At 61.2% G+C, this 21,517-nt stretch carries 20 protein-coding genes; 12 read left to right on the top strand and 8 right to left on the bottom strand.

The features are described 5' to 3' along the window. The first annotated feature begins 12 nt into the window (after nt 1-12). Together BMX68_RS00465 and BMX68_RS00460 are read left to right on the top strand one after the other, a co-directional pair. A complete protein-coding gene (locus tag BMX68_RS00465; protein ID WP_017130817.1) occupies nt 13-1,119 on the top strand; it encodes an NADH:flavin oxidoreductase/NADH oxidase in 1,107 nt (368 codons plus the stop codon). Nucleotides 1,120-1,304: 185 nt separating this feature from the next. Further along, nucleotides 1,305-1,496 (top strand): hypothetical protein, encoded by a 192-nt coding sequence (locus tag BMX68_RS00460; RefSeq protein ID WP_017130818.1) that lies wholly within the window; start codon nt 1,305-1,307, stop codon nt 1,494-1,496. A gap of 99 nt (nt 1,497-1,595) precedes the next feature. Here BMX68_RS00460 and BMX68_RS00455 read toward each other — a convergent pair whose 3' ends face one another. From BMX68_RS00455 to ydcS, 5 genes are all read right to left on the bottom strand, one after another. Then, nucleotides 1,596-3,020 (bottom strand): gamma-aminobutyraldehyde dehydrogenase, encoded by a 1,425-nt coding sequence (locus tag BMX68_RS00455; RefSeq protein WP_017130819.1) that lies wholly within the window; start codon nt 3,018-3,020, stop codon nt 1,596-1,598. A gap of 166 nt (nt 3,021-3,186) precedes the next feature. Further along, the gene (locus BMX68_RS00450) at nt 3,187-4,014 is read right to left on the bottom strand and encodes an ABC transporter permease (RefSeq protein ID WP_017130820.1); all 828 of its coding nucleotides are present in this window, start codon (nt 4,012-4,014) and stop codon (nt 3,187-3,189) included. Further along, nucleotides 4,004-4,951 (bottom strand): ABC transporter permease, encoded by a 948-nt coding sequence (locus tag BMX68_RS00445; RefSeq protein ID WP_017130821.1) that lies wholly within the window; start codon nt 4,949-4,951, stop codon nt 4,004-4,006. Before BMX68_RS00445 ends, BMX68_RS00450 begins: the two co-directional genes overlap by 11 nt. 1 nt (nt 4,952) lies before the next feature. Then, entirely contained in the window at nt 4,953-5,978 is a 1,026-nt protein-coding gene (locus BMX68_RS00440; RefSeq protein WP_026013052.1) for an ABC transporter ATP-binding protein, read from the bottom strand. Nucleotides 5,979-6,179: 201 nt separating this feature from the next. Further along, nucleotides 6,180-7,331, bottom strand: coding sequence for a putative ABC transporter substrate-binding protein YdcS (ydcS, locus tag BMX68_RS00435; RefSeq protein ID WP_017130823.1), 1,152 nt, complete (start codon nt 7,329-7,331; stop codon nt 6,180-6,182). A 291-nt stretch (nt 7,332-7,622) separates the two neighbouring features. On the opposite strand from ydcS, the gene BMX68_RS00430 reads away from it, so the two are divergent. The 7 genes from BMX68_RS00430 (at nt 7,623) to BMX68_RS00400 (ending at nt 14,615) form a co-directional block, all read left to right on the top strand. Next, nucleotides 7,623-8,342, top strand: coding sequence for a tellurite resistance TerB family protein (locus BMX68_RS00430; RefSeq protein ID WP_017130824.1), 720 nt, complete (start codon nt 7,623-7,625; stop codon nt 8,340-8,342). Between the two features lie 142 nt (nt 8,343-8,484). Continuing rightward, nucleotides 8,485-9,580 (top strand): peptide chain release factor 2 gene (gene prfB / locus BMX68_RS00425; RefSeq protein WP_143063213.1). Its coding sequence is split into 2 segments (ribosomal slippage): nt 8,485-8,556 and nt 8,558-9,580, totalling 1,095 coding nucleotides; the frame shifts between segments, so codons are not numbered across the junction. A 105-nt stretch (nt 9,581-9,685) separates the two neighbouring features. Further along, a complete protein-coding gene (gene lysS, locus BMX68_RS00420; protein ID WP_017130827.1) occupies nt 9,686-11,188 on the top strand; it encodes a lysine--tRNA ligase in 1,503 nt (500 codons plus the stop codon). A 103-nt stretch (nt 11,189-11,291) separates the two neighbouring features. Then, nucleotides 11,292-12,008, top strand: coding sequence for a TetR/AcrR family transcriptional regulator (locus BMX68_RS00415; protein ID WP_017130828.1), 717 nt, complete (start codon nt 11,292-11,294; stop codon nt 12,006-12,008). A gap of 34 nt (nt 12,009-12,042) precedes the next feature. Next, entirely contained in the window at nt 12,043-13,320 is a 1,278-nt protein-coding gene (locus BMX68_RS00410; protein ID WP_017130829.1) for a flavohemoglobin expression-modulating QEGLA motif protein, read from the top strand. A gap of 57 nt (nt 13,321-13,377) precedes the next feature. After that, nucleotides 13,378-14,292 carry an alpha/beta hydrolase gene (locus tag BMX68_RS00405; protein ID WP_017130830.1) on the top strand — a complete coding sequence of 305 codons (915 nt, stop codon included), beginning with the start codon at nt 13,378-13,380 and terminating at the stop codon, nt 14,290-14,292. Next, complete coding sequence (locus BMX68_RS00400) at nt 14,289-14,615, top strand: PA3694 family proteiin (RefSeq protein WP_017130831.1); 327 nt, start codon at nt 14,289-14,291, stop codon at nt 14,613-14,615. The genes BMX68_RS00405 and BMX68_RS00400 overlap by 4 nt, the downstream gene beginning before the upstream one ends. A gap of 118 nt (nt 14,616-14,733) precedes the next feature. Here BMX68_RS00400 and lptF read toward each other — a convergent pair whose 3' ends face one another. The 3 genes from lptF to BMX68_RS00385 all read right to left on the bottom strand — a co-directional run bounded on the left by lptF (nt 14,734) and on the right by BMX68_RS00385 (nt 16,637). Next, nucleotides 14,734-15,525, bottom strand: a complete 792-nt coding sequence (gene lptF / locus BMX68_RS00395; RefSeq protein WP_017130832.1) for a lipotoxin F family OmpA-related lipoprotein LptF — start codon at nt 15,523-15,525, stop codon at nt 14,734-14,736. Nucleotides 15,526-15,583: 58 nt separating this feature from the next. Beyond that, the gene (locus BMX68_RS00390) at nt 15,584-16,006 is read right to left on the bottom strand and encodes a DUF4398 domain-containing protein (protein WP_017130833.1); all 423 of its coding nucleotides are present in this window, start codon (nt 16,004-16,006) and stop codon (nt 15,584-15,586) included. Nucleotides 16,007-16,292: 286 nt separating this feature from the next. Continuing rightward, nucleotides 16,293-16,637: a hypothetical protein gene (locus BMX68_RS00385; protein ID WP_017130834.1), complete on the bottom strand. Its 345-nt coding sequence runs from the start codon at nt 16,635-16,637 to the stop codon at nt 16,293-16,295. 384 nt (nt 16,638-17,021) lie between these two features. On the opposite strand from BMX68_RS00385, the gene ppc reads away from it, so the two are divergent. The 3 genes from ppc to tsaB all read left to right on the top strand — a co-directional run bounded on the left by ppc (nt 17,022) and on the right by tsaB (nt 21,351). Then, entirely contained in the window at nt 17,022-19,652 is a 2,631-nt protein-coding gene (gene ppc, locus BMX68_RS00380) for a phosphoenolpyruvate carboxylase (RefSeq protein WP_074861761.1), read from the top strand. Between the two features lie 288 nt (nt 19,653-19,940). Continuing rightward, complete coding sequence (adk, locus tag BMX68_RS00375; protein WP_017130835.1) at nt 19,941-20,588, top strand: adenylate kinase; 648 nt, start codon at nt 19,941-19,943, stop codon at nt 20,586-20,588. A gap of 88 nt (nt 20,589-20,676) precedes the next feature. Then, nucleotides 20,677-21,351 (top strand): tRNA (adenosine(37)-N6)-threonylcarbamoyltransferase complex dimerization subunit type 1 TsaB, encoded by a 675-nt coding sequence (gene tsaB / locus BMX68_RS00370; protein ID WP_017130836.1) that lies wholly within the window; start codon nt 20,677-20,679, stop codon nt 21,349-21,351. Nucleotides 21,352-21,517: the final 166 nt, after the last annotated feature.

Genomic DNA, 21,517 nt, shown 5'->3' with positions numbered 1-21,517 from the left:
GAGAGGTGCCCCATGAGTCTGCTGCTTGAACCCTATACCCTTCGTCAATTGACCCTGCTCAATCGCATCGCGGTCTCGCCAATGTGCCAGTACTCCAGCGTCGATGGCCTGGCCAATGACTGGCATCTGGTCCACCTTGGTAGCCGTGCGGTAGGCGGTGCCGGACTGATTTTTACCGAAGCCACGGCAGTGACCGCCGATGGCCGTATCACCGCCCAGGATCTGGGCCTGTGGAATGACGAACAGATCGAACCCCTGCAACGCATCACCCGGTTTATCGCGGCCCAGGGTGCCGTCGCCGGGATCCAACTGGCCCATGCCGGACGCAAAGCCAGCACCCATCGACCCTGGCTGGGCAAGCCTGGCAGCGTCAAGCCGGAGGAGGGCGGCTGGATCCCGGTCGGGCCCTCGCCCATTGCCTTCGACCCGCAGCACACGGCCCCGGCACAGCTGGATGAAGGGCAGATCGCCGAGGTGATCGAGGCGTTTGTCGCGGCCGCCCGACGCGCCCTGGTCGCCGGTTTCAAGGTAGTCGAGGTGCATGCCGCCCACGGTTATCTGCTGCACCAGTTTCTCTCACCCTTGAGCAATCAGCGCCGTGACCAGTACGGCGGCTCGTTCGATAACCGTATTCGCCTGGTCCTGCAGGTCACAGAAGCGGTGCGGGCGGTCTGGCCCGAGGAGTTGCCGTTGTTCGTGCGTGTCTCGGCCACCGACTGGGTGGAAGACGGCTGGAACCCGGACGAAACCGTGGAGCTGGCACGGCGTCTGAAAGACCTTGGCGTCGACCTGATCGACGTGTCTTCGGGCGGTACCGCCGCCAACGCGGAAATCCCCACGGGGCCCGGTTACCAGACTCGTTTCGCCGAGCGCGTGCGTAAGGAGTCCGGGATTGCCACCGGCACCGTCGGGCTGATCACCGAGCCGGCCCAGGCCGAGCATATCCTGCGCACCTGCCAGGCCGACATCATCCTGCTCGCCCGTGAGTTGCTACGCGATCCGTATTGGCCGCTGCATGCCGACGATGACTTGGGTGGGCACAAGGCCACCTGGCCGGCGCAGTACCAGCGCGCTACCCATCGCGACCAACCGATCCATGAGGCGGATCTGCGCGAGTGAGCGATTGACCTGACTTGTGTGAAAACACCGAGACCCGTCGACCAGGCGGGTTTTCTGTATGTTGAGTGATTTCCTTCTGTAAATTCCGAAATGATCTTAGCTTAATGCAGATTCTTCCTACCCTTATGCTAAGTCTGAGACGACCTGTCCAGGCGTTCCTGTGCAGTCACAGAAGGAAGTCACCCATGTCAAAGGAACGAGGCATTCTTGGGTTCATGCTGTTTCTCTGGACATTCAGGGCGCCACCCCCGCATCGGGTGTGCAAGCTCAGCGATGAAGAGCGGCAATTGGTGGAGCATTACCGGAGTTTGTCGGCGGAAGATCGTAATGCCCTGCGCTGCCTCTTGAATGCGATGGAGAGTGTTTCGCGGTTTTGAGCCGTTTGATCTTGATTGACGAATCAGTGGCGCTTGTTCTTCCATCGGCCGGACCGGGCCATGACGGCCCGGTCCGGTAGTTTTGTGAGGGATCCGTCATCAGTGCTTGAACATCACATGGCGCACGGTGGTGTAGTCCTCCAGGCCGTACATGGACATGTCCTTGCCATAGCCGGACAGCTTCTGACCGCCATGGGGCATCTCGTTGACCAGCATAAAGTGAGTGTTGACCCAGGTGCAGCCGTACTGCAAGCGAGCCGCCAGGCGGTGGGCGCGACCGACATCGGCGGTCCACACCGAGGATGCCAGGCCATAGTCCGAGTCATTGGCCCAGCCCAGTACCTGGGCTTCGTCGTTGAAGCGGGTGACCGAGACCACCGGGCCGAACACTTCGCGCCGCACGATCTCGTCGTCCTGTTGGGCGTCCGCCAGCACCGTGGGTTCGAAGAAGAAACCGTTGCCGTCCACGGCCTTGCCACCGGTCACCAGGCGGATATGCGACTGTGCCACGGCACGCTCGACAAAACCGGCGACACGATCACGGTGCTTGGCGGTGATTAGCGGGCCGAGTTCGGTGGTCTGATCGTCCTGCAGGCCGTACTTGATGGTACTCACCGCGGCGCCCAGTTGCTCGACGAACTGCTCGTAGATACCGGCCTGTGCGTACACGCGGCAGGCGGCGGTGCAGTCCTGGCCTGCGTTGTAGAACCCGAAGGTGCGGATACCTGCCACGGCGGCGTCGATATCGGCGTCGTCGAAGATGATCACCGGGGCCTTGCCGCCTAATTCCATATGCATGCGCTTGACGCTGTCGGCAGTACTGGAAATGATGATCGAGCCGGTGGCAATGGCGCCGGTCAGTGACACCATGCGCACTTTTGGATGGCTCACCAGCGGGCTGCCGACGGTCGGGCCGCGACCGAACACCAGGTTGAGCACGCCCGCCGGGAAGATTTGCGCCGCTAGTTCGGCCAGGCGCAACGCGGTCAGCGGGGTCTGCTCCGAAGGTTTGAGCACCACGGTGTTGCCGGCGGCCAGAGCCGGTGCAATTTTCCAGGCGGCCATCATCAGCGGGTAGTTCCACGGGGCGATGGAGGCAATTACGCCCACCGGGTCGCGGCGGATCATCGAGGTATGGCCCGGCAGGTATTCGCCGCCGGCCAAGCCGTTCATGCAGCGGCTGGCGCCGGCGAAGAAACGGAACACATCGGCAATGGCCGGGATTTCGTCGTTGAGCGCGGCGCTCAGGGGTTTGCCGCAGTTGTCCGACTCCAGCTTGGCCAGTTCCGCGCCGTGGGCCTCGATGGCATCGGCGAGCTTGAGTAGCAACAACGAGCGGTCTTTCGGCGCGGTCTGCGACCAACTGTCGAAGGCAGCATCGGCGGCGCGCACGGCGGCGTCCACCTGGGCTTCGCTGGCTTCGTTGATTTCCACCAGCACACGGCCCAGCGCGGGATTGAAGACGGCTTGGGCAGGGCCTTCGCCAGCAACGAGTTGACCATTGATCAGCAGTTTGGTTTGCATGGTTATGTCCTCATGGAGCGATCAGGTGATTCTGTGGGCAGCGAGTTTTCAGGTGTTTGAGGAAACCTTCTTATGGCAGCGAAGCTTGCCCCGAAGAGGCCCTCAAGAGCGTTAAAAGCGTTGTCGGAGCATAGGCCGGGATTCGCCATTTACCTCAGGTAGTCGGTTATGGGCCGCCGCTGCCGGCCACACTTTCACCGCCACGGGTCAAGTAGTAGGCGCCGAGAATCGGCAACATGGTAATCATCATCACCAGCAAGGCGATCACGTTGGTGACGGGTACATCTCGTGGTCGACCGAGCTGGTTGAGCAGCCAGATCGGCAAGGTGCGTTCATGCCCCGCGGTAAAGGTGGTGACAATGATCTCGTCGAACGATAGGGCGAACGCCAGCATGCCACCGGCCAGCAGCGCCGAGACCAGATTGGGCAGGACGATGTAGCGCAAGGTTTGCCAGCCATCGGCACCGAGATCCATTGAGGCTTCGATCAGGCTGTGGGAGATACGCCGCAGCCGGGCAATGACGTTGTTGTAGACAATCACTACGCAGAAGGTTGCGTGGCCGACGATGATGGTGAACATCCCTGGCTCGATCCCCAGCGTCTTGAAGGTCGCCAGCAGGGCGATCCCGGTGATGATCCCCGGCAAGGCAATCGGCAGGATCAGCATCAGCGAGATACCCTGCTTGCCGAAGAACTCCCGGCGATACAACGCGGCCGAGGCGAGGGTGCCGAGCAGCATGGCGATCAGAGTGGCGATGGCGGCGATCTTCAGCGACAGCTTGATCGCTTCCAGCACGTCTGGACGTGCGAAGGCCACGCTGAACCATTTCAAGGTGAAGCCCTGGGGCGGAAAGCTGAACGCTGCGTCCTCGGTGTTGAAGGCGTATATGAAGATGATCATGATCGGGATGTGCAGGAACAGCAACCCGCCCCACGCGGCGATACGCAGCCCCAGGGAAGCGCTCTCCCCGTGCTCTTGCGACTTAGAGTGCATCGAAGGCCCCCAGGCGTTTGACGATGGACAGGTACACGGCAATCAGCACGATCGGCGCCAGGGTGAAGGCGGCCGCCATCGGCATATTGCCGATAGCCCCCTGCTGGGCGTAGACCATGCCGCCCACGAAGTAGCCGGGTGGGCCGATCAGTCGCGGCACGATAAAGTCGCCCAGGGTCAGCGAGAAGGTGAAGATGGAGCCGGCGGCAATGCCTGGGATCGAGAGCGGCAGGATCACCTGCATAAAGGTCTGGCGTGGCTTCGCCCCGAGGTCGGCGGAGGCTTGCAGCAGAGAGGGCGGCAGGCGTTCCAAGGCCGCCTGGATTGGCAGGATCATAAACGGTAGCCAGATATAGACGAACACCATGAACCGGCCCAGGTGCGAGGTCGACAGCGTGCTGCCGCCGATCCCGGGGATGCCCAGAACCCCTTGCAGCAGCGGTTCCAGCCCAAGGTGCTGGACAAACCACTGGACCACGCCGCCCTTGGCCAGCAACAGGGTCCAGGCATAGGCCTTGACGATGTAGCTGGCCCACATCGGCAGCATCACCGCGATGTAGAAGAACGCTTTGGTCTTGCCGCTGGTGTGGCGCGCCATGTAGTAGGCGATGGGAAAGGCGATGATCGCGGCGGCGATCGAGACCGTCACCGCCATAGTCAGGGTCCGCAGGATGATGTCGAAGTTAGCCGGATTGAACAGCGCGGCGAAGTTTACCAGGGTCGGGTCCGCAGTGACCGCCATGGTGAAATCGTCGAAGGTGTAGAACCCTTGCCAGAGCAGGGTCAGCAGCGAGCCGAGATAGATCGCGCCAAACCAGATCAGTGGCGGCACCAGCAGCAGCGTCAGGTAGAAGTTGGGGCGGCGGTAGAGCAGGTTGCAGAGCCGCCGCATCAGCGATGGGCTGGCCGTCGTGGGTGTCAGAGCCAGAGTGCTCATGTCACACCTCACTTGCCAGCACGGTCATGGCCTCCTGCGCCCAGCGCGCGGTGATGCGCTGGCCAGTCTGGTGTTGGAAGCGGGTATCCGGCCACTGGGTGTTGGCCTGGCTGATATTCAGGGTCTGGCCGTTTTCCAGTTTCAGCTCATAGCGGGTGGCGCTGCCCTGGTACTGGATATCGTGGAGTAGGCCGCTGACCTCGACTTCATGAGCCTGTGCCGGGCCTTCGGCGAAGCGCACGTGTTCCGGGCGGATCGAGAAGGGCAGGTCGCTGCCGCTCAACTGCCTGGCCAACTCGCCGCGAATCACGTTGGAGGTGCCGACGAATTCGGCGACGAAGGCGGTGGCCGGTTTCATGTAGAGATCGCGCGGTGTGTCGACCTGTTCGATGCGACCCTTATTGAACACCGCTACGCGGTCGGACATCGACAGCGCTTCGGTCTGGTCGTGGGTAACGAAGATAAACGTGATGCCCAACTGTCGTTGCAGTTTTTTCAGTTCGCCCTGCATCTGCTCGCGCAGCTTGAGATCCAGCGCGCCCAGGGGTTCATCGAGCAGCAGCACCCGTGGGCGATTGACCAGGGCTCGGGCCAGAGCCACGCGTTGGCGCTGGCCGCCGGACAGTTGCACCGGTTTGCGATCGCCGTAGCCTGCGAGGGCGACCATGTCCAGGGATTCCTCGGCGCGCTTCAGGCGTTCGCGCTTGCCGACGCCTTTGACTTTCAGGCCGTAGGCGACGTTGTCGCGCACGTTCATGTGAGGGAACAGCGCATAATCCTGGAACACGGTGTTCACGTCACGCTGGTACGGAGGCTGCCCGGCGGCTTCTTCGCCGTGGAGGCGAATCGAGCCGGCGCTGGGTTGTTCGAAGCCGGCAATCAGGCGCAGGCAGGTGGTCTTGCCCGAGCCGGAGGGGCCGAGCATGGAAAAGAATTCGCCGTCCTGAATGTCGATGGAAACCCGGTCAACGGCTTTTACTTCGCCGAATTGACGGGAAACATCAGTGAATTGGACTGCTGGCGTCATCATGCGGTGCTCCAAAAAAGTCTGTGTGGCGAGGGGACCTGTCCTGGACTTCTGGAAAGTCTGAATTGAATAACGATAGGGCGTATGTGGCGGGGGCGCCCCGCGCCCTGTCCGGCACAGCGCAATCTCTGATTTCAGCGCCGCCGCGCAGCCCGGCGCGAACCCGCCTGCTCGCCACGGGCGCGAGCGGCGTCACCGGCCTTAGCGACCGCCCATGATCGCAATATAGTCCTGGGTCCAGCGGCTGTAGGGGACAAACTGGCCACCCTGGGCCTGCGGGGTTTTCCAGAAGGCAATCTTGTCGAAGGAGTCGAAGCCGTTGGTCTTGCAGCCTTCGGCGCCGAGTAGTTCGCTTCCCTTGCACGCCGCCGGAACGGCCGGCAGCGAACCGAACCATGCCGCTACGTCACCCTGGACCTTGGGCTGCAGCGACCAGTCCATCCATTTGTAGGCGCAGTTGGGGTGTTTGGCATCGGCGTGCAACATGGTGGTGTCGGCCCAACCGGTGACGCCCTCCTTTGGAATGGTCGAGGCCACGGGTTGTTTGTCGGCTTGCAGGCCATTGACCATGTAGCCCCAGGAGCTGGAGGCGGCGAGGCCTTCGTTCTTGAAGTCACTCATTTGCACGGTCGCATCGTGCCAATAGCGGTGCACCAGCGGTTGTTGGGCGCGCAACAATTCGAGGACCGCCTGGTATTGGGTCTCGGTTAATTCATAGGGGCTCTGGATTCCCAGCTCCGGCTTGGCGGACTTGAGATACAGCGCCGCGTCGGCGATATAGATCGGGCCGTCATAGGCTTGCACGCGCCCCTTGTTCGGCTTGCCGTCCGGCAGGTTCTGCGCGTCGAAGATCACCGCCCAACTGGTTGGCGCCTGCTTGAACACGTGAGTGTTGTACATCAGCACATTCGGGCCCCACTGGTAAGGGGTGCCGTAGGTCTGTTTGTCGACCACGTACCACGGGGCATTCTTGAGGCGCGAATCGAGGTTCTTCCAGTTCGGGATCAACTCGGGGTTGATCGGCTGCACCCGTTTGCCGGCGATCAAGCGCAACGAGGCGTCGCCTGAAGCGGTGACCAGGTCATAGCCGCCTTTGGCCATCAGACTGACCATCTCATCGGAGGTGGCGGCGGTCTTCACGCTGACCTTGCAGCCGGTTTCCTTCTCGAAACCGGTGACCCAGTCATAAGCCTTGTCACTTTCACCACGTTCGATATAACCCGGCCAGGCGACGATATCGAGTTGGCCTTCAGCGGCGCCGACAGCTTTCAGCGGTTCGGCGGCCTGGAGGCTGACGCTGGCCAGCACGGCGGTGGTGAGTGCGCTGAGTAGCGCGGTCTTGTGCGCGAACATGGGGTTTCCCTCTCTTTTAATTAGGGCCGGGACAGTAGTCGAACAGGTGATACATGTCGGTTGTGGCTGCTTGTTTAGGCTCGGCAGGTTCATGGGTGAAATACCTTGCCGTTTTTTCCGACACGCGGTTTTTATGGATGTACGCCAGTGTAGATCTTTTTAATCGATGGCTTGATTGACGAGTCAGGATTCAGGCAACAAGCCGCGCAACATTTGGAAGCACTCTTGCCGACAACCATCTGACCGGTCGTTTTACTCTGTGGGTCCATTCGCCGTTTGCGCAGGCTACCGATGAATACCCGTGGGTTGCTCGATCAATTACTCAAGTCCGGCCAGGATCTGCTGCAGAACCGGACCGGCGACAGACAGGACAAATCCGCTGATAAAGGCGCGCTTGGCGGTCTACTCGGTGGCGGCTCAAGTGGTTTGGGCAGCCTGCTTTCCGGGGCGGGTGGCGGTGCGTTGGCGGCGGGAGCCATGGGCGTGCTGCTCGGCAACAAGAAGGCCCGCAAGTTCGGTGGCAAGGCGCTGACCTACGGTGGCCTGGCGGCGCTGGGGGTGTTGGCCTACAAGGCCTATGGCACCTGGCAGGCGCAACAGGCGAGTGCGCCTCAGGGCGAACCGCAAACTCTCGACCGCCTGCCGCCGGCGCAGGTCGAGCAGCACAGCCAGGCGATTCTCCAGGCACTGGTGGCTGCGGCCAAGGCCGATGGGCATGTCGATGCCCGCGAGCGGGAGTTGATCGAAGCCGAGTTCAGCAAGCTGGGCTGCGACCGAGAGCTGCAACAGTGGTTGCATGACGAATTGAACAAACCCCTGGACCCCGCCGATGTGGCCCAGGCTGCGGCAACGCCGGAGATAGCCGCGCAAATGTATATCGCCAGCGTGCTGCTGGTGGACCAAGAAAACTTCATGGAGAAGGCGTATCTGGACGAGTTGTCGCGACAACTGCGACTGGAACCAGGATTGAAGCTGGAGCTGGAACGGCAGGTGCGGCAGGCGTCGCTGTAAGCGGCGTTTGTAAAAATGCTGTCGGCCAGGTCTGATGCCGAAGCAGACTTTGCTCTCCACCCCGCCAAGCGGGCTGCCGGGATGGTGACAGTTGGGGTATACTCGCCGGCTTTCAAAAGTTCACCGACGAGTGCTGCCCGCCATGGAAATCAACCCGATCCTTAACAGTATCAAGGACCTGTCCGAGCGCTCCGAAACTATTCGGGGGTATCTTTGACTACGATCAAAAGCATGAGCGCCTGACCGAAGTCAATCGCGAGCTTGAAGATCCGGCTGTCTGGAACAACCCCGAATACGCCCAGAACCTGGGCCGCGAGCGCTCTGCGCTGGCCCAGATCGTCGAAACCCTGGATGAAATGTCCGCTGGCCTGGCCGATGCCCGGGACTTGCTGGAAATGGCTGCCGCGGAAGAAGACCAGGGGGCCGTCGATGACGTAGCCGCTGAAGTGGAACGTCTGCGCGAAGCCTTGGAAAAGCTGGAGTTTCGTCGCATGTTCAGCGGCGAAATGGACCAGAATCACGCCTACCTGGATATCCAGGCCGGTTCCGGCGGCACCGAAGCCCAGGACTGGGCCAACATCCTGCTGCGCATGTACCTGCGTTGGGCTGACAAGCGCGGTTTCGATGCGACCATCATGGAACTGTCCGCCGGCGAAGTGGCCGGAATCAAGGGCGCAACCGTGCATATCAAGGGCGAGTATGCCTTTGGTTGGCTGCGCACCGAGATCGGCGTACACCGTCTGGTGCGCAAGAGTCCGTTCGACTCCGGCAACCGTCGTCACACCTCGTTCTCGGCGGTATTCGTGTCGCCGGAAATCGATGACAACATCGAAATCGACATCAATCCGGCCGACCTGCGGATCGATACCTATCGTTCCTCCGGTGCCGGTGGTCAGCACGTGAACACCACTGACTCGGCGGTGCGTATCACCCACGTACCGACCAACACCGTGGTCAGTTGCCAGAACGAACGTTCCCAGCACGCGAACAAAGACACCGCGATGAAGATGTTGCGGGCACGCTTGTATGAACAAGAAGTGCAGAAGCGCAACGCCGCTTCCCAGGCCCTGGAAGACACCAAGTCGGACATCGGCTGGGGTCACCAGATCCGCTCCTACGTACTCGATGCCTCGCGGATCAAGGATCTGCGGACCAACATCGAGCGTAGCGATTGCGACAAGGTGCTGGACGGCGACATCGACGAATACCTGGTGGCCAGCCTCAAGCAAGGGCTGTAAGCCGGACCACCGGCCTGGCGGGAGGTCGCGCTGGTGCAGCGTGACCCGCCCGCGAACCCCGGCGAATGCCCGGGGCAACGAACCTGTGATGGAAAATCTGAAGACATGAGCGACCAACAACTCGACCCGCAAGCCCTGCAACAGGAAGAAAACGCCCTGATCGCCCTGCGCAAGGAAAAGCTTGTCGCCGAGCGTGCCAAGGGCAACGCCTTCCCGAACGACTTCCGCCGCGACGCCTACTGTGAAGACTTGCAGAAACAGTACGCGGACAAGACCAAGGAAGAGCTGGCAGAGGCGGCGATCCCGGTCAAGGTTGCCGGTCGCATCATGCTCAACCGTGGCTCCTTCATGGTGATCCAGGACATGTCCGGGCGCATCCAGGTCTACGTCAACCGCAAGACCTTGTCGGAAGAAACCCTGGCGGCGGTGAAAACCTGGGACCTCGGTGACATCATTGCAGCCGTTGGCACCCTGGCTCGTTCCGGCAAGGGCGACCTGTACGTTGAAATGAGCGATGTGCGCCTGTTGACCAAATCGCTGCGCCCGCTGCCGGACAAACACCATGGCCTGACCGATACCGAAACCCGCTATCGCCAGCGCTACGTCGACCTGATCGTCAACGAAGAGGTCCGCCAGACCTTCCGCGTGCGTTCGCAAGTCATCGCCCATATCCGTCACTTCATGATCAAGCGCGACTTCATGGAAGTGGAAACGCCGATGCTGCAGACCATTCCTGGCGGCGCTGCGGCCAAGCCGTTCGAAACCCACCACAACGCACTGGACATGGGCATGTACCTGCGCATCGCACCGGAGCTGTACCTCAAGCGTCTGGTGGTCGGAGGCTTCGAGCGTGTGTTCGAGATCAACCGCAACTTCCGCAACGAAGGCGTGTCGACCCGGCACAACCCTGAATTCACCATGTTGGAGTTCTACCAGGCCTACGCCGACTACGAAGACAACATGGACCTGACCGAAGAGCTGTTCCGTGAATTGGCCCAGGCTGTCTTGGGCAGCACCGATGTGCCATACGGCGATAAGGTGTTCCACTTCGGCGAGCCCTTCGCGCGTCTGTCGGTGTTCGACTCGATTCTCAAGTACAACCCGCAACTCACCGCCGAAGACCTGCTGGACATCGACAAGGCGCGCTCGATCGCCAAGCAAGCGGGTGCCAAAGTGCTCGGCTTCGAAGGCCTGGGCAAGCTGCAGGTGATGATTTTCGAAGAATTGGTCGAGCACAAACTGGAGCAGCCGCACTTCATTACCCAATACCCGTTCGAAGTCTCGCCACTGGCTCGGCGCAACGACCAAAACCCGAATGTCACCGATCGTTTCGAGCTGTTTATCGGTGGTCGTGAAATCGCCAACGCCTATTCTGAGTTGAACGACGCGCAAGACCAGGCTGAGCGCTTCCAGGCCCAGGTGGCTGAGAAAGATGCGGGTGACGACGAAGCCATGCACTACGACGCCGACTTCGTGCGCGCCCTGGAGTATGGCATGCCGCCCACGGCCGGCGAAGGGATCGGCATCGACCGTCTGGTGATGTTGCTCACCAACGCCCCGTCGATCCGCGACGTTATCCTGTTCCCGCATATGCGGCCTCAAGCCTGATTGTGCCGAACAGAAAGCCGCCTTGACCAGGCGGCTTTTTATTAGTGGTAGGATGCTACTGATTCTTATTTCATCTTTCTTTGATCGCTGAGGGAGACCTGTCGTGAACCGCGCAATAGCTCAAAAGGGCGCCGCTGGCATCGCCACTGCGGTAGCTGAAAGCGTCCAATACCAAGGGCGCAAGGCCAGCCGACATGGCAGTGAGCAACGGCGACAGGATATTCTCGATGCGGCCATGCGCATTGTCGTGCGTGAGGGCGTGCGGGGTGTGCGCCATCGTGCGGTGGCTGCCGAGGCGTGTGTGCCGTTGTCCGCTACCACCTATTACTTCAAGGATATCGATGACCTGCTGACCGATACCTTCGCCCAATATGTCGAACGCAGCGCGGCTTTCATGGCCAAGCTGTGGGAAAACACCGAAGGAGTGCTGCGCCAGCTGCTGGCCCGCGGTGATGGCAGTCTGGCTTCGCGGGGCCAATTGGCCGATGATATTGCCCAGATGACCGCCGATTATATCCAGCGCCAATTGCACAACCGTCGGGAGCACCTGATGGCCGAGCAGGCGTTTCGCCAGGAGGCCTTGCTCAATCCGCGCCTGGCGATGCTGGTGCGTTCCCATCAGCAGATTCTGCTGCAGGGTACTTGCCAGTTTTTCCAGGTCCTGGGCTCCAGGGAGCCAGAACAGGATGCCAAGGTGTTGACGGCGATTATCGGACGGATGGAATATCAAGGCCTTCTCAGCGAAGCGCAGCCCGAGGCGGAACAAGACAGGCTCGGGATCCTCACACGTTATCTGCATCTGGTGTTGGCGTCCGTCTAGTGGCAGTCACCGAAGCAACGATCAGGAGTTTTCCTTGGACGATTACCAACTGACGATACGCAGCCTGTCCGACCGCATTGTGCTGGCACAGACACCGATTCGTGTGCTCGATGCGGTGAAGTGGGACGAGAACATTCGCCAGGGCTTTCTCAAGGCCAAGGGCAAGGAAATGCCGGCGGTGGACCACGAGTACTACACCTCGCGGCCGTTGTCGTTCGACGCCAGCGCGGTGAAGCTGGAATTCCAGAATATCGAACGGGACATCACCCGTCAGCTCGGGCAGTTCAACCCGGTCGGGCAAATCATGCGGCGCATGTGCAAGGAATATCGCATGGTCGTGCGCATGCTCGAAGCGCGGGGCACCGCGGACTTCGGGCTGATCTCCCAGGAACTCTACGGCGCCGCCTCCGATGCGTTCCATGCCGGGGATCCGACCCTGGCCGACCTGGGGCTGATGCTTTCCGACTACTTGAACAATATCGATGGCCGTGGCGACCTCAAGGACGAACCCAAGACGCTGACCGCCAAGGATGCCGTCGAACTGCTGCAGAGCCGCTTGAACAAGGTGTTCGGCGAGGCCGAGGAAACCATCCGCGTGTTCGAGTCCGACGGGATCGTCGCTGATGCGGCAGCCGGTGCCGACTACATCAAGATTCGCGCCGATGCGCTGTTCAACTCTCGGGATGTACGCGCACTGGAGGTCCACGAAGGTCTGGTGCATGTCGGTACCACGCTGAATGGCTTGAACCAGCCGATCTGCACCTTCCTGTCCAAGGGCCCGCCGTCCTCGACCGTCACCCAGGAAGGCCTGGCGATCCTGATGGAGATCATCACCTTCGCTTCCTACCCGAGCCGCTTGCGCAAGCTGACCAACCGGACCAGAGCCATCGACATGGTGGAGCAGGGCGCGGACTTCCTGCAGGTGTTCGAGTTCTTCCGCGGGCAGGGTTTTGATCTGGCGCAAAGCTACGGTAACGCCAGCCGGATCTTTCGTGGGTCGACGCCTACGGGGCTGCCGTTTACCAAGGACTTGTCTTACCTCAAGGGCTTTATCATGGTGTACAACTACATTCAGTTGGCCGTGCGTAAGGGTAAGCTGGAGCAGGTGCCGTTGTTGTTCTGTGGCAAGACTACATTGGAGGACATGCGCACCCTGCGCCAGTTGGTGGATGAAGGCTTGGTGGTCCCGCCCAAGTACCTGCCGGAACAGTTTCGCGATATGAATGCGCTGTCGGCCTGGATGTGTTTCAGCAACTTCCTGAATCACTTGAGCCTGGATCGGATCGAGGCGGATTACTCCAATATTCTGTGAGAGGCTCCCACAGTGGGTTGTCCTTGTTTCCAATAACTATCGCGAGGTTTCGAACGGATGAGAATCCTCGGCATCCTGTGCCTGCTGCTGACCCTCAACGGCTGCAGTTCCCTACTGTTCTATCCCGAGCCGGGCCTGCCGTTCACTCCGGATAACGCTCATCTCCAATACCGCGATATCACCCTGACAACCGCTGACGGTAAGCGCTTGCGTGCCTGGTGGCTGCCGGCCAGGGCCGGGGTGCCGGTCAAGGGCACGGTGCTGCACCTGCATGGCAATGGCGGCAATCTGTCCGCGCACTTGGGCGGTAGCGGGTGGTTGCCGGAGCACGGCTATCAGGTGCTGATGCTCGACTATCGTGGCTACGGCGTATCCGAAGGCGAGCCGAGCCTGCCGGCGGTTTACCAGGATATCGATGCGGCGTTCGACTGGCTGCAACAAGCCCCCGAAGTGCAAAACAAGCCCCTGGTGGTGCTGGGCCAGAGTCTGGGCGGAGCCTTGGTGGTTCACTACCTGGTGGAACGCCACCCCGACTATCAGTCGCGCCTCAAGGCCCTGGTATTGGATGGTGTGCCAGCCAGCTATCGCTCCGTCGGACGCTTCGCCCTGGCGGGTTCCTGGCTGACCTGGCCCATACAGGTGCCGTTGTCCTGGCTGGTGCCGGACCGCGATAGTGCGTTGGACGCCATGCCGCGCTTGACCGGTGTGCCAAAGCTGATCTTCCAGAGTATCGACGACCCACTGGTGCCGATGTCCAACGGGATTGTCCTGTATCAGTCGGCGCCACCGCCACGGGTGCTGCAACTGACCCGTGGCGGTCATGTGCAGACCTTCGCCGACCCGACCTGGCGCCAGGTGATGCTGCGCTACCTGGAAGATCCGCAACACTTCAACGGCCTGCGCCGATTGGGCGAGATCCCCAATTACCCCGCCGTGCCGAATTCGCAAGTTGAACCAGAGAGTGTGCAATGACTGAAGAACGCAACGCCATTCCCCTGATTATCACGGGTATCGTCAGCATCATCGGTACGGTGGGATGCCTGTGGTACTACGGCTACCTGCATTTCGCCAAGCCGGAGGATGCGCTGCTGCTCAAGCAGTTCACCCTGCTCAAGACCGTGCCGGGCGAGGACTACAAGGTGTCCCTGACCCCGGCCAACGAAGTCGCGCAGTGCATCGATGGTGTGCTGGTATTGTTCGACACCGAACAGAAAGGCCTGAGCGGTGTACTGATCAACGACCAGAAGCAGGCGGTGCGTTGCATGGGCCAAGAGACGCCGAAACTGGTGCAGTGACGTTACCGGATCGTCCGATTGCTCCTCTGCTTCGTGTGGCAACGATCAACGGATCAACAATTGAAAAGTCCCCGTCTGATCGGATCAGACGGGGACTTTTCATGGAAGGGGCAACCGATCAGTAAGCGCTTGTGACCGACGAACGTGGCGCCACAGGTTGGTTGTCGTTGGAAATGGTCACCTCCACGCGACGGTTCATGGCTCGTCCCGAGACACTGCTGTTATCCGCCACCGGATACTCCTTGCCATAACCTTGGGTGACGATGCGGGCAGGGTCCACGCCCATCTTGATCAGGGCAACCTGGACCGAGGTCGCGCGCCGCTCGGACAGGCTTTGGTTGTACGCCGCCGCGCCGGTGCTATCGGTATAGCCTTCGACAATCACCTTGCGGTCCGGGTTTTCCTGGAGGAATTGCGCCAGCTTGTTGATGTTGACCAGGCCGCTAGACTTCAAGTCGGCCTTGTTGGTGGCGAACAGCACGTCACCGAAGGTCACCAGTGTGCCGCGCTCGGTCTGTCTGGCGTTCAGGCTGTTCTGCAACTGCTTGATCTGCGCGTCACGGGCATCCAGGCGAGCTTGTGCCCGTTGTGCCGCCGCATTTTTCAGGTTGGCTTCGGCGGTGCGCAGGGCGATGGTCTGCTTGGCCACTTCCACCCGCTGGTTGGTCAGGTAGGCCAGTTGGTCGACGGTCTGCTCTTTTTCACCGTTCTGGTAGGCCTTGTCGGCCTTGTCCAAGTAATCACTGGCGTCCTTGGTTTCCAGGGCCGCGACCTTGCTCGCCTGTGGATTGCTCTGTAGGCCGGAGAAGTTGGTCCGGGCCTGCTCCAGGCTGGCGTTGGGCTTCGATGAGCAGGCTGCAAGCGCTACGCTCAGAGCCAGAAGGGCAGGGATCATCAATTGTTTAGGCATAGTGGTTCGTCCTTATCTATCCATTGAAACTTCAGGGTGCGGGAGGCGATGCACAGGCTTATTGCGCGGGCTGCACGGAGCGTTGGCTTTCCTGGCGCAGTTCCTGAACGCCTTTCTGGGAGTCCTTCAACGCCAGTTCGGCCTTGGTGGCCTGGGCCTTGCGCTCGGCGACGCGGGCATCCCATTCGGCTTGTTCGGCCAAGCGCCGGGCGTCGTCGTATTTCTTGTCATGCATGGCCAGCTCGGCTTGTTTGAGCTTGTCCTGGGCCGACTTCATTTCGACGGCGGCGTATTCGGTACCTCCGGCGCTGACCGCGCTGTTGACGGCAGATTGTGTCACCGCGTACTGCTCGCTCGGCGGGTTCCCGGCGCAACCGGCCAGGATGAAGCTGGTGCCGAGGGCCAGCGCGGCCAGTTTCAGCCCATGCAGGTGGTTAAACGAGGATTTGGCGGTGCTGGTCTTCATGGTCTTCAACTCCATTGGATAACTCCTGAAAAACATCAATACCCATCACCGTCCCGAGGGCCTTCGGCATCGATCCCGCCCTGCCGGTCGGGGGCGTCTTACGGCGCCTGTTTCGATGATGGCTGTTGGCTGTGACCTGCGGCTTTTTTGAATAGTTCAGGAAAAGATGGCTAATTGCCCGAAAAAATATTGATCGATCGGTCAATGCAAAAAAACTGAACTTTGGCGACGCGCGGCGGTATCCCGGAATCGGAGTGGAGCCAGGGATACCGGGGCTTTGAGGAGAGAGTCCGTTAAGGTTTCAGTGCTTTGGCTCATCGGCCTGGGAGGCCAAATCGTGCAAGTAACGACGTGACAGCATGAGAAAACGTGGCGTTGCGCCAATGTCCTCATAAAGCGGGTCACCCTCTTCGTCGGTGGTGACCACATGCGGTCCCTGGACATAGGGAAAGCTCGCTTCGAGTTCTTCCAGGGCCGCTCCGATCAACTCGCCCAACAGCTCCTGTGGGCTGCGTTTGGGGTACATTTCGGTAATCGCGGCGAGACGAGCAGCGGCTTCCAGGTCCAGATGAATGGTATACCCGGTATCGGTCAGGCGACCCTTGGCATGTTCTTCCCAGTGCTGGGCTAGCTCGCGGATTTTCATATCGACCTCAATTCGCATCCGCCGATGGCGGCTATTGATGAGTGGCCGGACTGGCATTTAGAGCCGGTGGGGCGAGTTCCGTTAGTCAATTTCGGCGCCACAGGCCCCAAGCCCGTGTCGCTGTGGCTCACCATGGCGAACTATGACGTGTCACCTGGCCATGGCGGTATGGCGTTCGAACGTGAGCCAACGCAACCCCACAGAGCCCAGGCAGGGCTGGCGACCCGCTCTTGTAGGGCCTCATCATCAGACTAGCTGCTGGAGACGAGGTTCAGCGGAGAATATTTGCCGGCCAGCAATTGCTCGGTCGGCTTGTAAGCTTTCGTCGCTGTGGTGCACTCTTGGGTTCGGGAACCGCCTCAGAGTCCACCGGAGAGCCTGTCGATGTCCGATATTGATGTGCGTTTGCGTGAAGACGTTCACCTGTTGGGTGAGCTGTTGGGCAATACCATCCGAGACCAGCATGGCGATGAGTTTCTCGACAAGATCGAGCGGATTCGCAAAAGCGCCAAGGCGGATCGCAGCAACTGCGCGAGTGCGCAGTTGAGCGCCAGCCTCGATGATCTGGGTGACGACGAGTTGCTGCCGGTCGCTCGGGCCTTCAACCAGTTTCTCAACCTGGCCAATATCGCCGAGCAATATCAACTGATCCATCGGCGCGACGAGTCCCAGCCGGCGCCGTTCGAGTCGCGAGTGTTACCGGAACTGCTCGCCCGCCTGCGGGCGGAAGGCCATGGCGCTGAGTTCCTGGCGCGACAACTGGGCCGCCTGGACATCGAGTTGGTGCTCACCGCGCATCCTACCGAGGTGGCGCGTCGCACGCTGATCCAGAAATACGACGCCATCGCCGCGCAACTGGCGCTGCAGGATCACCGTGACCTGACCGGGGCCGAGCGCGAACAGATCCGCCAACGTTTGCAGCGGCTGATCGCCGAGGCCTGGCACACCGAGGAAATCCGTCGTACCCGACCGACCCCGGTGGATGAGGCCAAGTGGGGCTTTGCGGTGATCGAGCATTCCCTCTGGCAGGCGATCCCGAATTATCTACGCAAGGCCGACCAGGCCCTGCATGCCGCCACCGGCCTACGCCTGCCGCTGGAGGCCGCGCCGATTCGCTTTGCCTCCTGGATGGGCGGCGACCGCGACGGCAACCCGAATGTCACGGCCAAGGTTACCCGCGAAGTGCTGCTGTTGGCACGCTGGATGGCCGCCGATCTGTATCTGCGCGATGTCGATCACCTGGCCGCCGATCTGTCGATGCAGCAAGCCAGCGAGGCCTTGCGTGCCCAGGCGGGTGACAGCGCCGAACCTTATCGCGCGGTGCTCAAGCAATTGCGCGAACGGCTGCGCACCACCCGCCAGTGGGCTCATGCTTCGCTGGCGGTGACCCAGCCGGCTTCGGAGGCGGTGCTGCAGAACAATAGCGAGTTGCTGGAGCCGTTGCAGCTCTGCTATCAGTCCCTGCACGAATGCGGTATGGGCGTGATCGCCGATGGACCGTTGCTCGACTGTCTGCGGCGGGCGGTGACCTTCGGGCTGTTTCTGGTCCGCCTGGACGTGCGCCAGGACGCGTCGCGACATGCTGGCGCCCTGAGTGAAATCACTGACTATTTAGGGCTGGGGCGCTATGAAGACTGGAATGAAGAGGCGCGCCTGACATTCCTCACGAGTGAGTTGGCCAACCGTCGACCGCTGCTGCCGGCGTACTTCGAGCCCTCGGTGGACACCGCCGAAGTGCTGGCGACCTGCAAGGAGATCGCGGCGGCACCGGCGGCATCGCTGGGCTCCTATGTGATCTCCATGGCGGGCGCGGCCTCCGATGTGCTTGCGGTGCAACTGTTGCTCAAGGAGTCCGGGGTCTTGCGGTCGATGCGCGTGGTGCCGCTGTTCGAGACCCTGGCCGACCTGGATAACGCCGGCCCGGTCATGGAGCGCTTGTTGCTGTTGCCCGGTTATCGCGCGCGTCTGCAAGGCCCGCAGGAGGTGATGATCGGCTACTCCGACTCGGCCAAGGACGCCGGTACCACGGCGGCGGCCTGGGCGCAGTATCGGGCTCAGGAGCGGCTGGTGGAAATCTGTCGGGAACAACAGGTCGAACTGTTGTTGTTCCACGGTCGCGGCGGTACTGTCGGGCGTGGCGGCGGTCCGGCCCATGCGGCGATCCTGTCGCAGCCGCCAGGCTCGGTGGCAGGGCGTTTGCGTACCACCGAACAGGGCGAGATGATCCGTTTCAAGTTCGGTCTGCCGGACATCGCCGAGCAGAATCTCAACCTTTATCTGGCTGCCGTGCTCGAAGCCACCTTGCTGCCGCCACCACCTCCACAGCCGGCCTGGCGCAGCCTGATGGACCAATTGGCGGCGGACGGCCTCAGTGCCTATCGCGCCGAGGTGCGGGACAATCCGCAGTTCGTCGAGTATTTTCGCCAGTCGACCCCGGAGCAGGAACTGGGGCGCTTGCCGCTGGGCAGTCGTCCGGCGAAGCGCCGGGCCGGTGGCATCGAGAGCCTGCGGGCCATCCCGTGGATCTTCGGCTGGACCCAGACGCGCCTGATGCTGCCGGCCTGGCTGGGCTGGGAAACGGCCTTGCGCAAGGCGCTGGAGCGCGGTGACGGCGAACTGTTGGAGCAGATGCGCGAGCAGTGGCCATTTTTCCGCACACGCATCGACATGCTGGAAATGGTCCTGGCCAAGGCCGACGGCGACATTGCACGGTCCTACGACGAGCGTCTGGTGCAAGCTGAACTGCTGCCGCTGGGGGTGCATTTACGCGACCTATTGTCGCAGGCATGTGCGGTGGTTCTGGGCTTGACCGGCCAATCGCAACTGCTTGCCCGTAGCCCCGAGACCCTTGAGTTCATTCGCGTGCGCAATACCTATCTGGACCCGTTGCACCTGTTGCAGGCCGAGCTGCTCGCCCGTTCGCGTCGCCAGGAAGCTGCCCAGGACAGCCCGCTGGAACAGGCTTTACTGGTGTCTGTGGCGGGGATTGCCGCCGGACTGCGCAATACCGGCTAACGTGCCCGGAGATCGCGGACGCAGGTCGCCACACAAAAAGACACGGCTCCTGACTGCGCGGTGGTTTTTTGTGTGGCGACACTTTGTGGTTGGGTTGCGAGGTGCGATAGCGCGTTTGCGCTGCCATGGTGGCACTGATTATTGCGACTTTCGGCGGCTTGTGTGGGGTCGGTCGGCTGTGTATCTTGATCAACCTTTGGCCGTTTGGGCGGCCATCACCCTATTGTTGAGATTGGCCCCACGAGGCGAATCCGAGCGTTTCTAAATAAAAAATTGAGGAGCACATCGATGCGCGTCATTCTGCTGGGAGCTCCCGGTGCCGGTAAAGGTACTCAGGCTAAGTTCATCACCGAAAAATTCGGCATCCCGCAAATCTCCACGGGTGACATGCTGCGTGCGGCGGTCAAGGCCGGCACCGAGCTAGGCATCAAGGCCAAGGGCATCATGGATGCCGGCGGCCTGGTTTCCGATGACCTGATCATCGCGCTGGTCAAGGACCGTATTGCCCAGCCCGATTGTGCCAAGGGCTTTCTGTTCGACGGTTTCCCACGCACCATTCCCCAGGCTGAAGCGCTGGTGCACGCCGGTGTCGAACTGGACAACGTGGTCGAGATCGCCGTCGACGACGAAGAGATCGTCCAGCGCATCGCCGGTCGCCGTGTCCACGAAGCTTCCGGTCGCGTCTATCACATCGTCTACAACCCACCCAAGGTCGGAGGCAGGGATGACCTGACTGGCGACGAGTTGATCCAGCGCAAGGACGATACCGAGGAAACCGTGCGCCATCGCCTGTCGGTCTATCATTCCCAGACCAAGCCGCTGGTGGATTTCTACCAGAAGCTGGCGGCCGCCTACGGCAAGCCCAAATACAGCCACATCGCTGGCGTCGGTTCGGTCGAAGTCATCACCAACAAGGTGCTCGATGCCCTGAGCTGATGATTGCCAGCCTCTACAACAGCCCGCTTGCGGGCTGTTGTTGTTTATACTGTCGCACTTTTTTCACTCTGACCTGACGGAAACATCGATGAGCACCTTGCTGGCCCTGGACACCGCGACTGAAGCCTGCTCCGTTGCCTTGCTGCATAACGGCAAGGTCACGAGCCACTACGAGGTGATCCCGCGCCTGCATGCGCAGAAGCTGCTGCCAATGATCCAGCAATTGCTGGCCGACGCCGGCATCGCGCTGTCGGCGCTGGACGCCATTGCCTTTGGTCGCGGACCGGGCGCTTTCACTGGCGTGCGGATCGCCATCGGCGTGGTCCAGGGCCTGGCGTTCGCCCTGGAGCGACCTGTGTTGCCGCTGTCCAACCTGGCGGTGCTGGCGCAGCGGGCGTTTCGCGAGCATGGCGTCAGCCAGGTCGCGGCGGCTATCGATGCGCGGATGGATGAGGTGTACTGGGGCTGCTACCGCGAAGCAGCCGGGGAAATGCGCCTGGTCGGTGCCGAGGCGGTGCTGCCGCCGGAAGTCGCCGCCCTGCCGGAGGGGGCCAATGGCCCATGGTTCGGTGCGGGGACCGGCTGGGGTTATGGCGAACGGATTAACGTCGTCCTCGCCGGTCAGGATGCTGGCATGCTGCCCCATGCCGAAGACCTGCTGACCCTGGCGCGATTCGCCTGGACGCGTGGCGAAGCCGTGGTTGCCGACGACGCGCAGCCGGTTTATCTGCGCGACAAGGTCGCGACCCCGAAGGCCCGTTGAGATTGCCAGGTTGATAGAGAGGCGTCTCATCGCGTAAGACCCATTGGCTTCTCACCGGCAAGCCGGCTCCCATAGGGATCTGCGCTGCTCGATAAATTCCAAGCTAAACTGAACCTTGACCCCAACGGATAGAAAACCCAGCCGGGTCAGTCAAAAATGTGCCGTC

Origin of the sequence: Pseudomonas agarici (assembly GCF_900109755.1) — a bacterium.
GTDB classification, from domain to species: Bacteria; Pseudomonadota; Gammaproteobacteria; order Pseudomonadales; family Pseudomonadaceae; genus Aquipseudomonas; species Aquipseudomonas agarici.
Note: the sequence above shows the minus strand (reverse complement) of the source record. Positions and strands in the feature narration are given on the sequence as shown.

Excerpts from the sequence above, each read along its gene's own strand:
- BMX68_RS00385 (WP_017130834.1), bottom strand. The coding sequence starts at position 16,637 with ATGAAAATCCGCGAGCTAGCCCAGCACTGGGAAGAACATGCCAAGGGT.
- BMX68_RS00440 (WP_026013052.1), bottom strand. The coding sequence starts at position 5,978 with ATGACGCCAGCAGTCCAATTCACTGATGTTTCCCGTCAATTCGGCGAA.
- BMX68_RS00465 (WP_017130817.1), top strand. The coding sequence starts at position 13 with ATGAGTCTGCTGCTTGAACCCTATACCCTTCGTCAATTGACCCTGCTC.
- BMX68_RS00390 (WP_017130833.1), bottom strand. The coding sequence starts at position 16,006 with ATGGAGTTGAAGACCATGAAGACCAGCACCGCCAAATCCTCGTTTAAC.
- ydcS (WP_017130823.1), bottom strand. The coding sequence starts at position 7,331 with ATGTTCGCGCACAAGACCGCGCTACTCAGCGCACTCACCACCGCCGTG.
- tsaB (WP_017130836.1), top strand. The coding sequence starts at position 20,677 with ATGAGCACCTTGCTGGCCCTGGACACCGCGACTGAAGCCTGCTCCGTT.
- BMX68_RS00455 (WP_017130819.1), bottom strand. The coding sequence starts at position 3,020 with ATGCAAACCAAACTGCTGATCAATGGTCAACTCGTTGCTGGCGAAGGC.
- BMX68_RS00400 (WP_017130831.1), top strand. The coding sequence starts at position 14,289 with ATGACTGAAGAACGCAACGCCATTCCCCTGATTATCACGGGTATCGTC.
- BMX68_RS00460 (WP_017130818.1), top strand. The coding sequence starts at position 1,305 with ATGTCAAAGGAACGAGGCATTCTTGGGTTCATGCTGTTTCTCTGGACA.
- lptF (WP_017130832.1), bottom strand. The coding sequence starts at position 15,525 with ATGCCTAAACAATTGATGATCCCTGCCCTTCTGGCTCTGAGCGTAGCG.
- BMX68_RS00445 (WP_017130821.1), bottom strand. The coding sequence starts at position 4,951 with ATGAGCACTCTGGCTCTGACACCCACGACGGCCAGCCCATCGCTGATG.
- BMX68_RS00405 (WP_017130830.1), top strand. The coding sequence starts at position 13,378 with ATGAGAATCCTCGGCATCCTGTGCCTGCTGCTGACCCTCAACGGCTGC.
- ppc (WP_074861761.1), top strand. The coding sequence starts at position 17,022 with ATGTCCGATATTGATGTGCGTTTGCGTGAAGACGTTCACCTGTTGGGT.
- BMX68_RS00450 (WP_017130820.1), bottom strand. The coding sequence starts at position 4,014 with ATGCACTCTAAGTCGCAAGAGCACGGGGAGAGCGCTTCCCTGGGGCTG.
- BMX68_RS00430 (WP_017130824.1), top strand. The coding sequence starts at position 7,623 with ATGAATACCCGTGGGTTGCTCGATCAATTACTCAAGTCCGGCCAGGAT.
- lysS (WP_017130827.1), top strand. The coding sequence starts at position 9,686 with ATGAGCGACCAACAACTCGACCCGCAAGCCCTGCAACAGGAAGAAAAC.
- adk (WP_017130835.1), top strand. The coding sequence starts at position 19,941 with ATGCGCGTCATTCTGCTGGGAGCTCCCGGTGCCGGTAAAGGTACTCAG.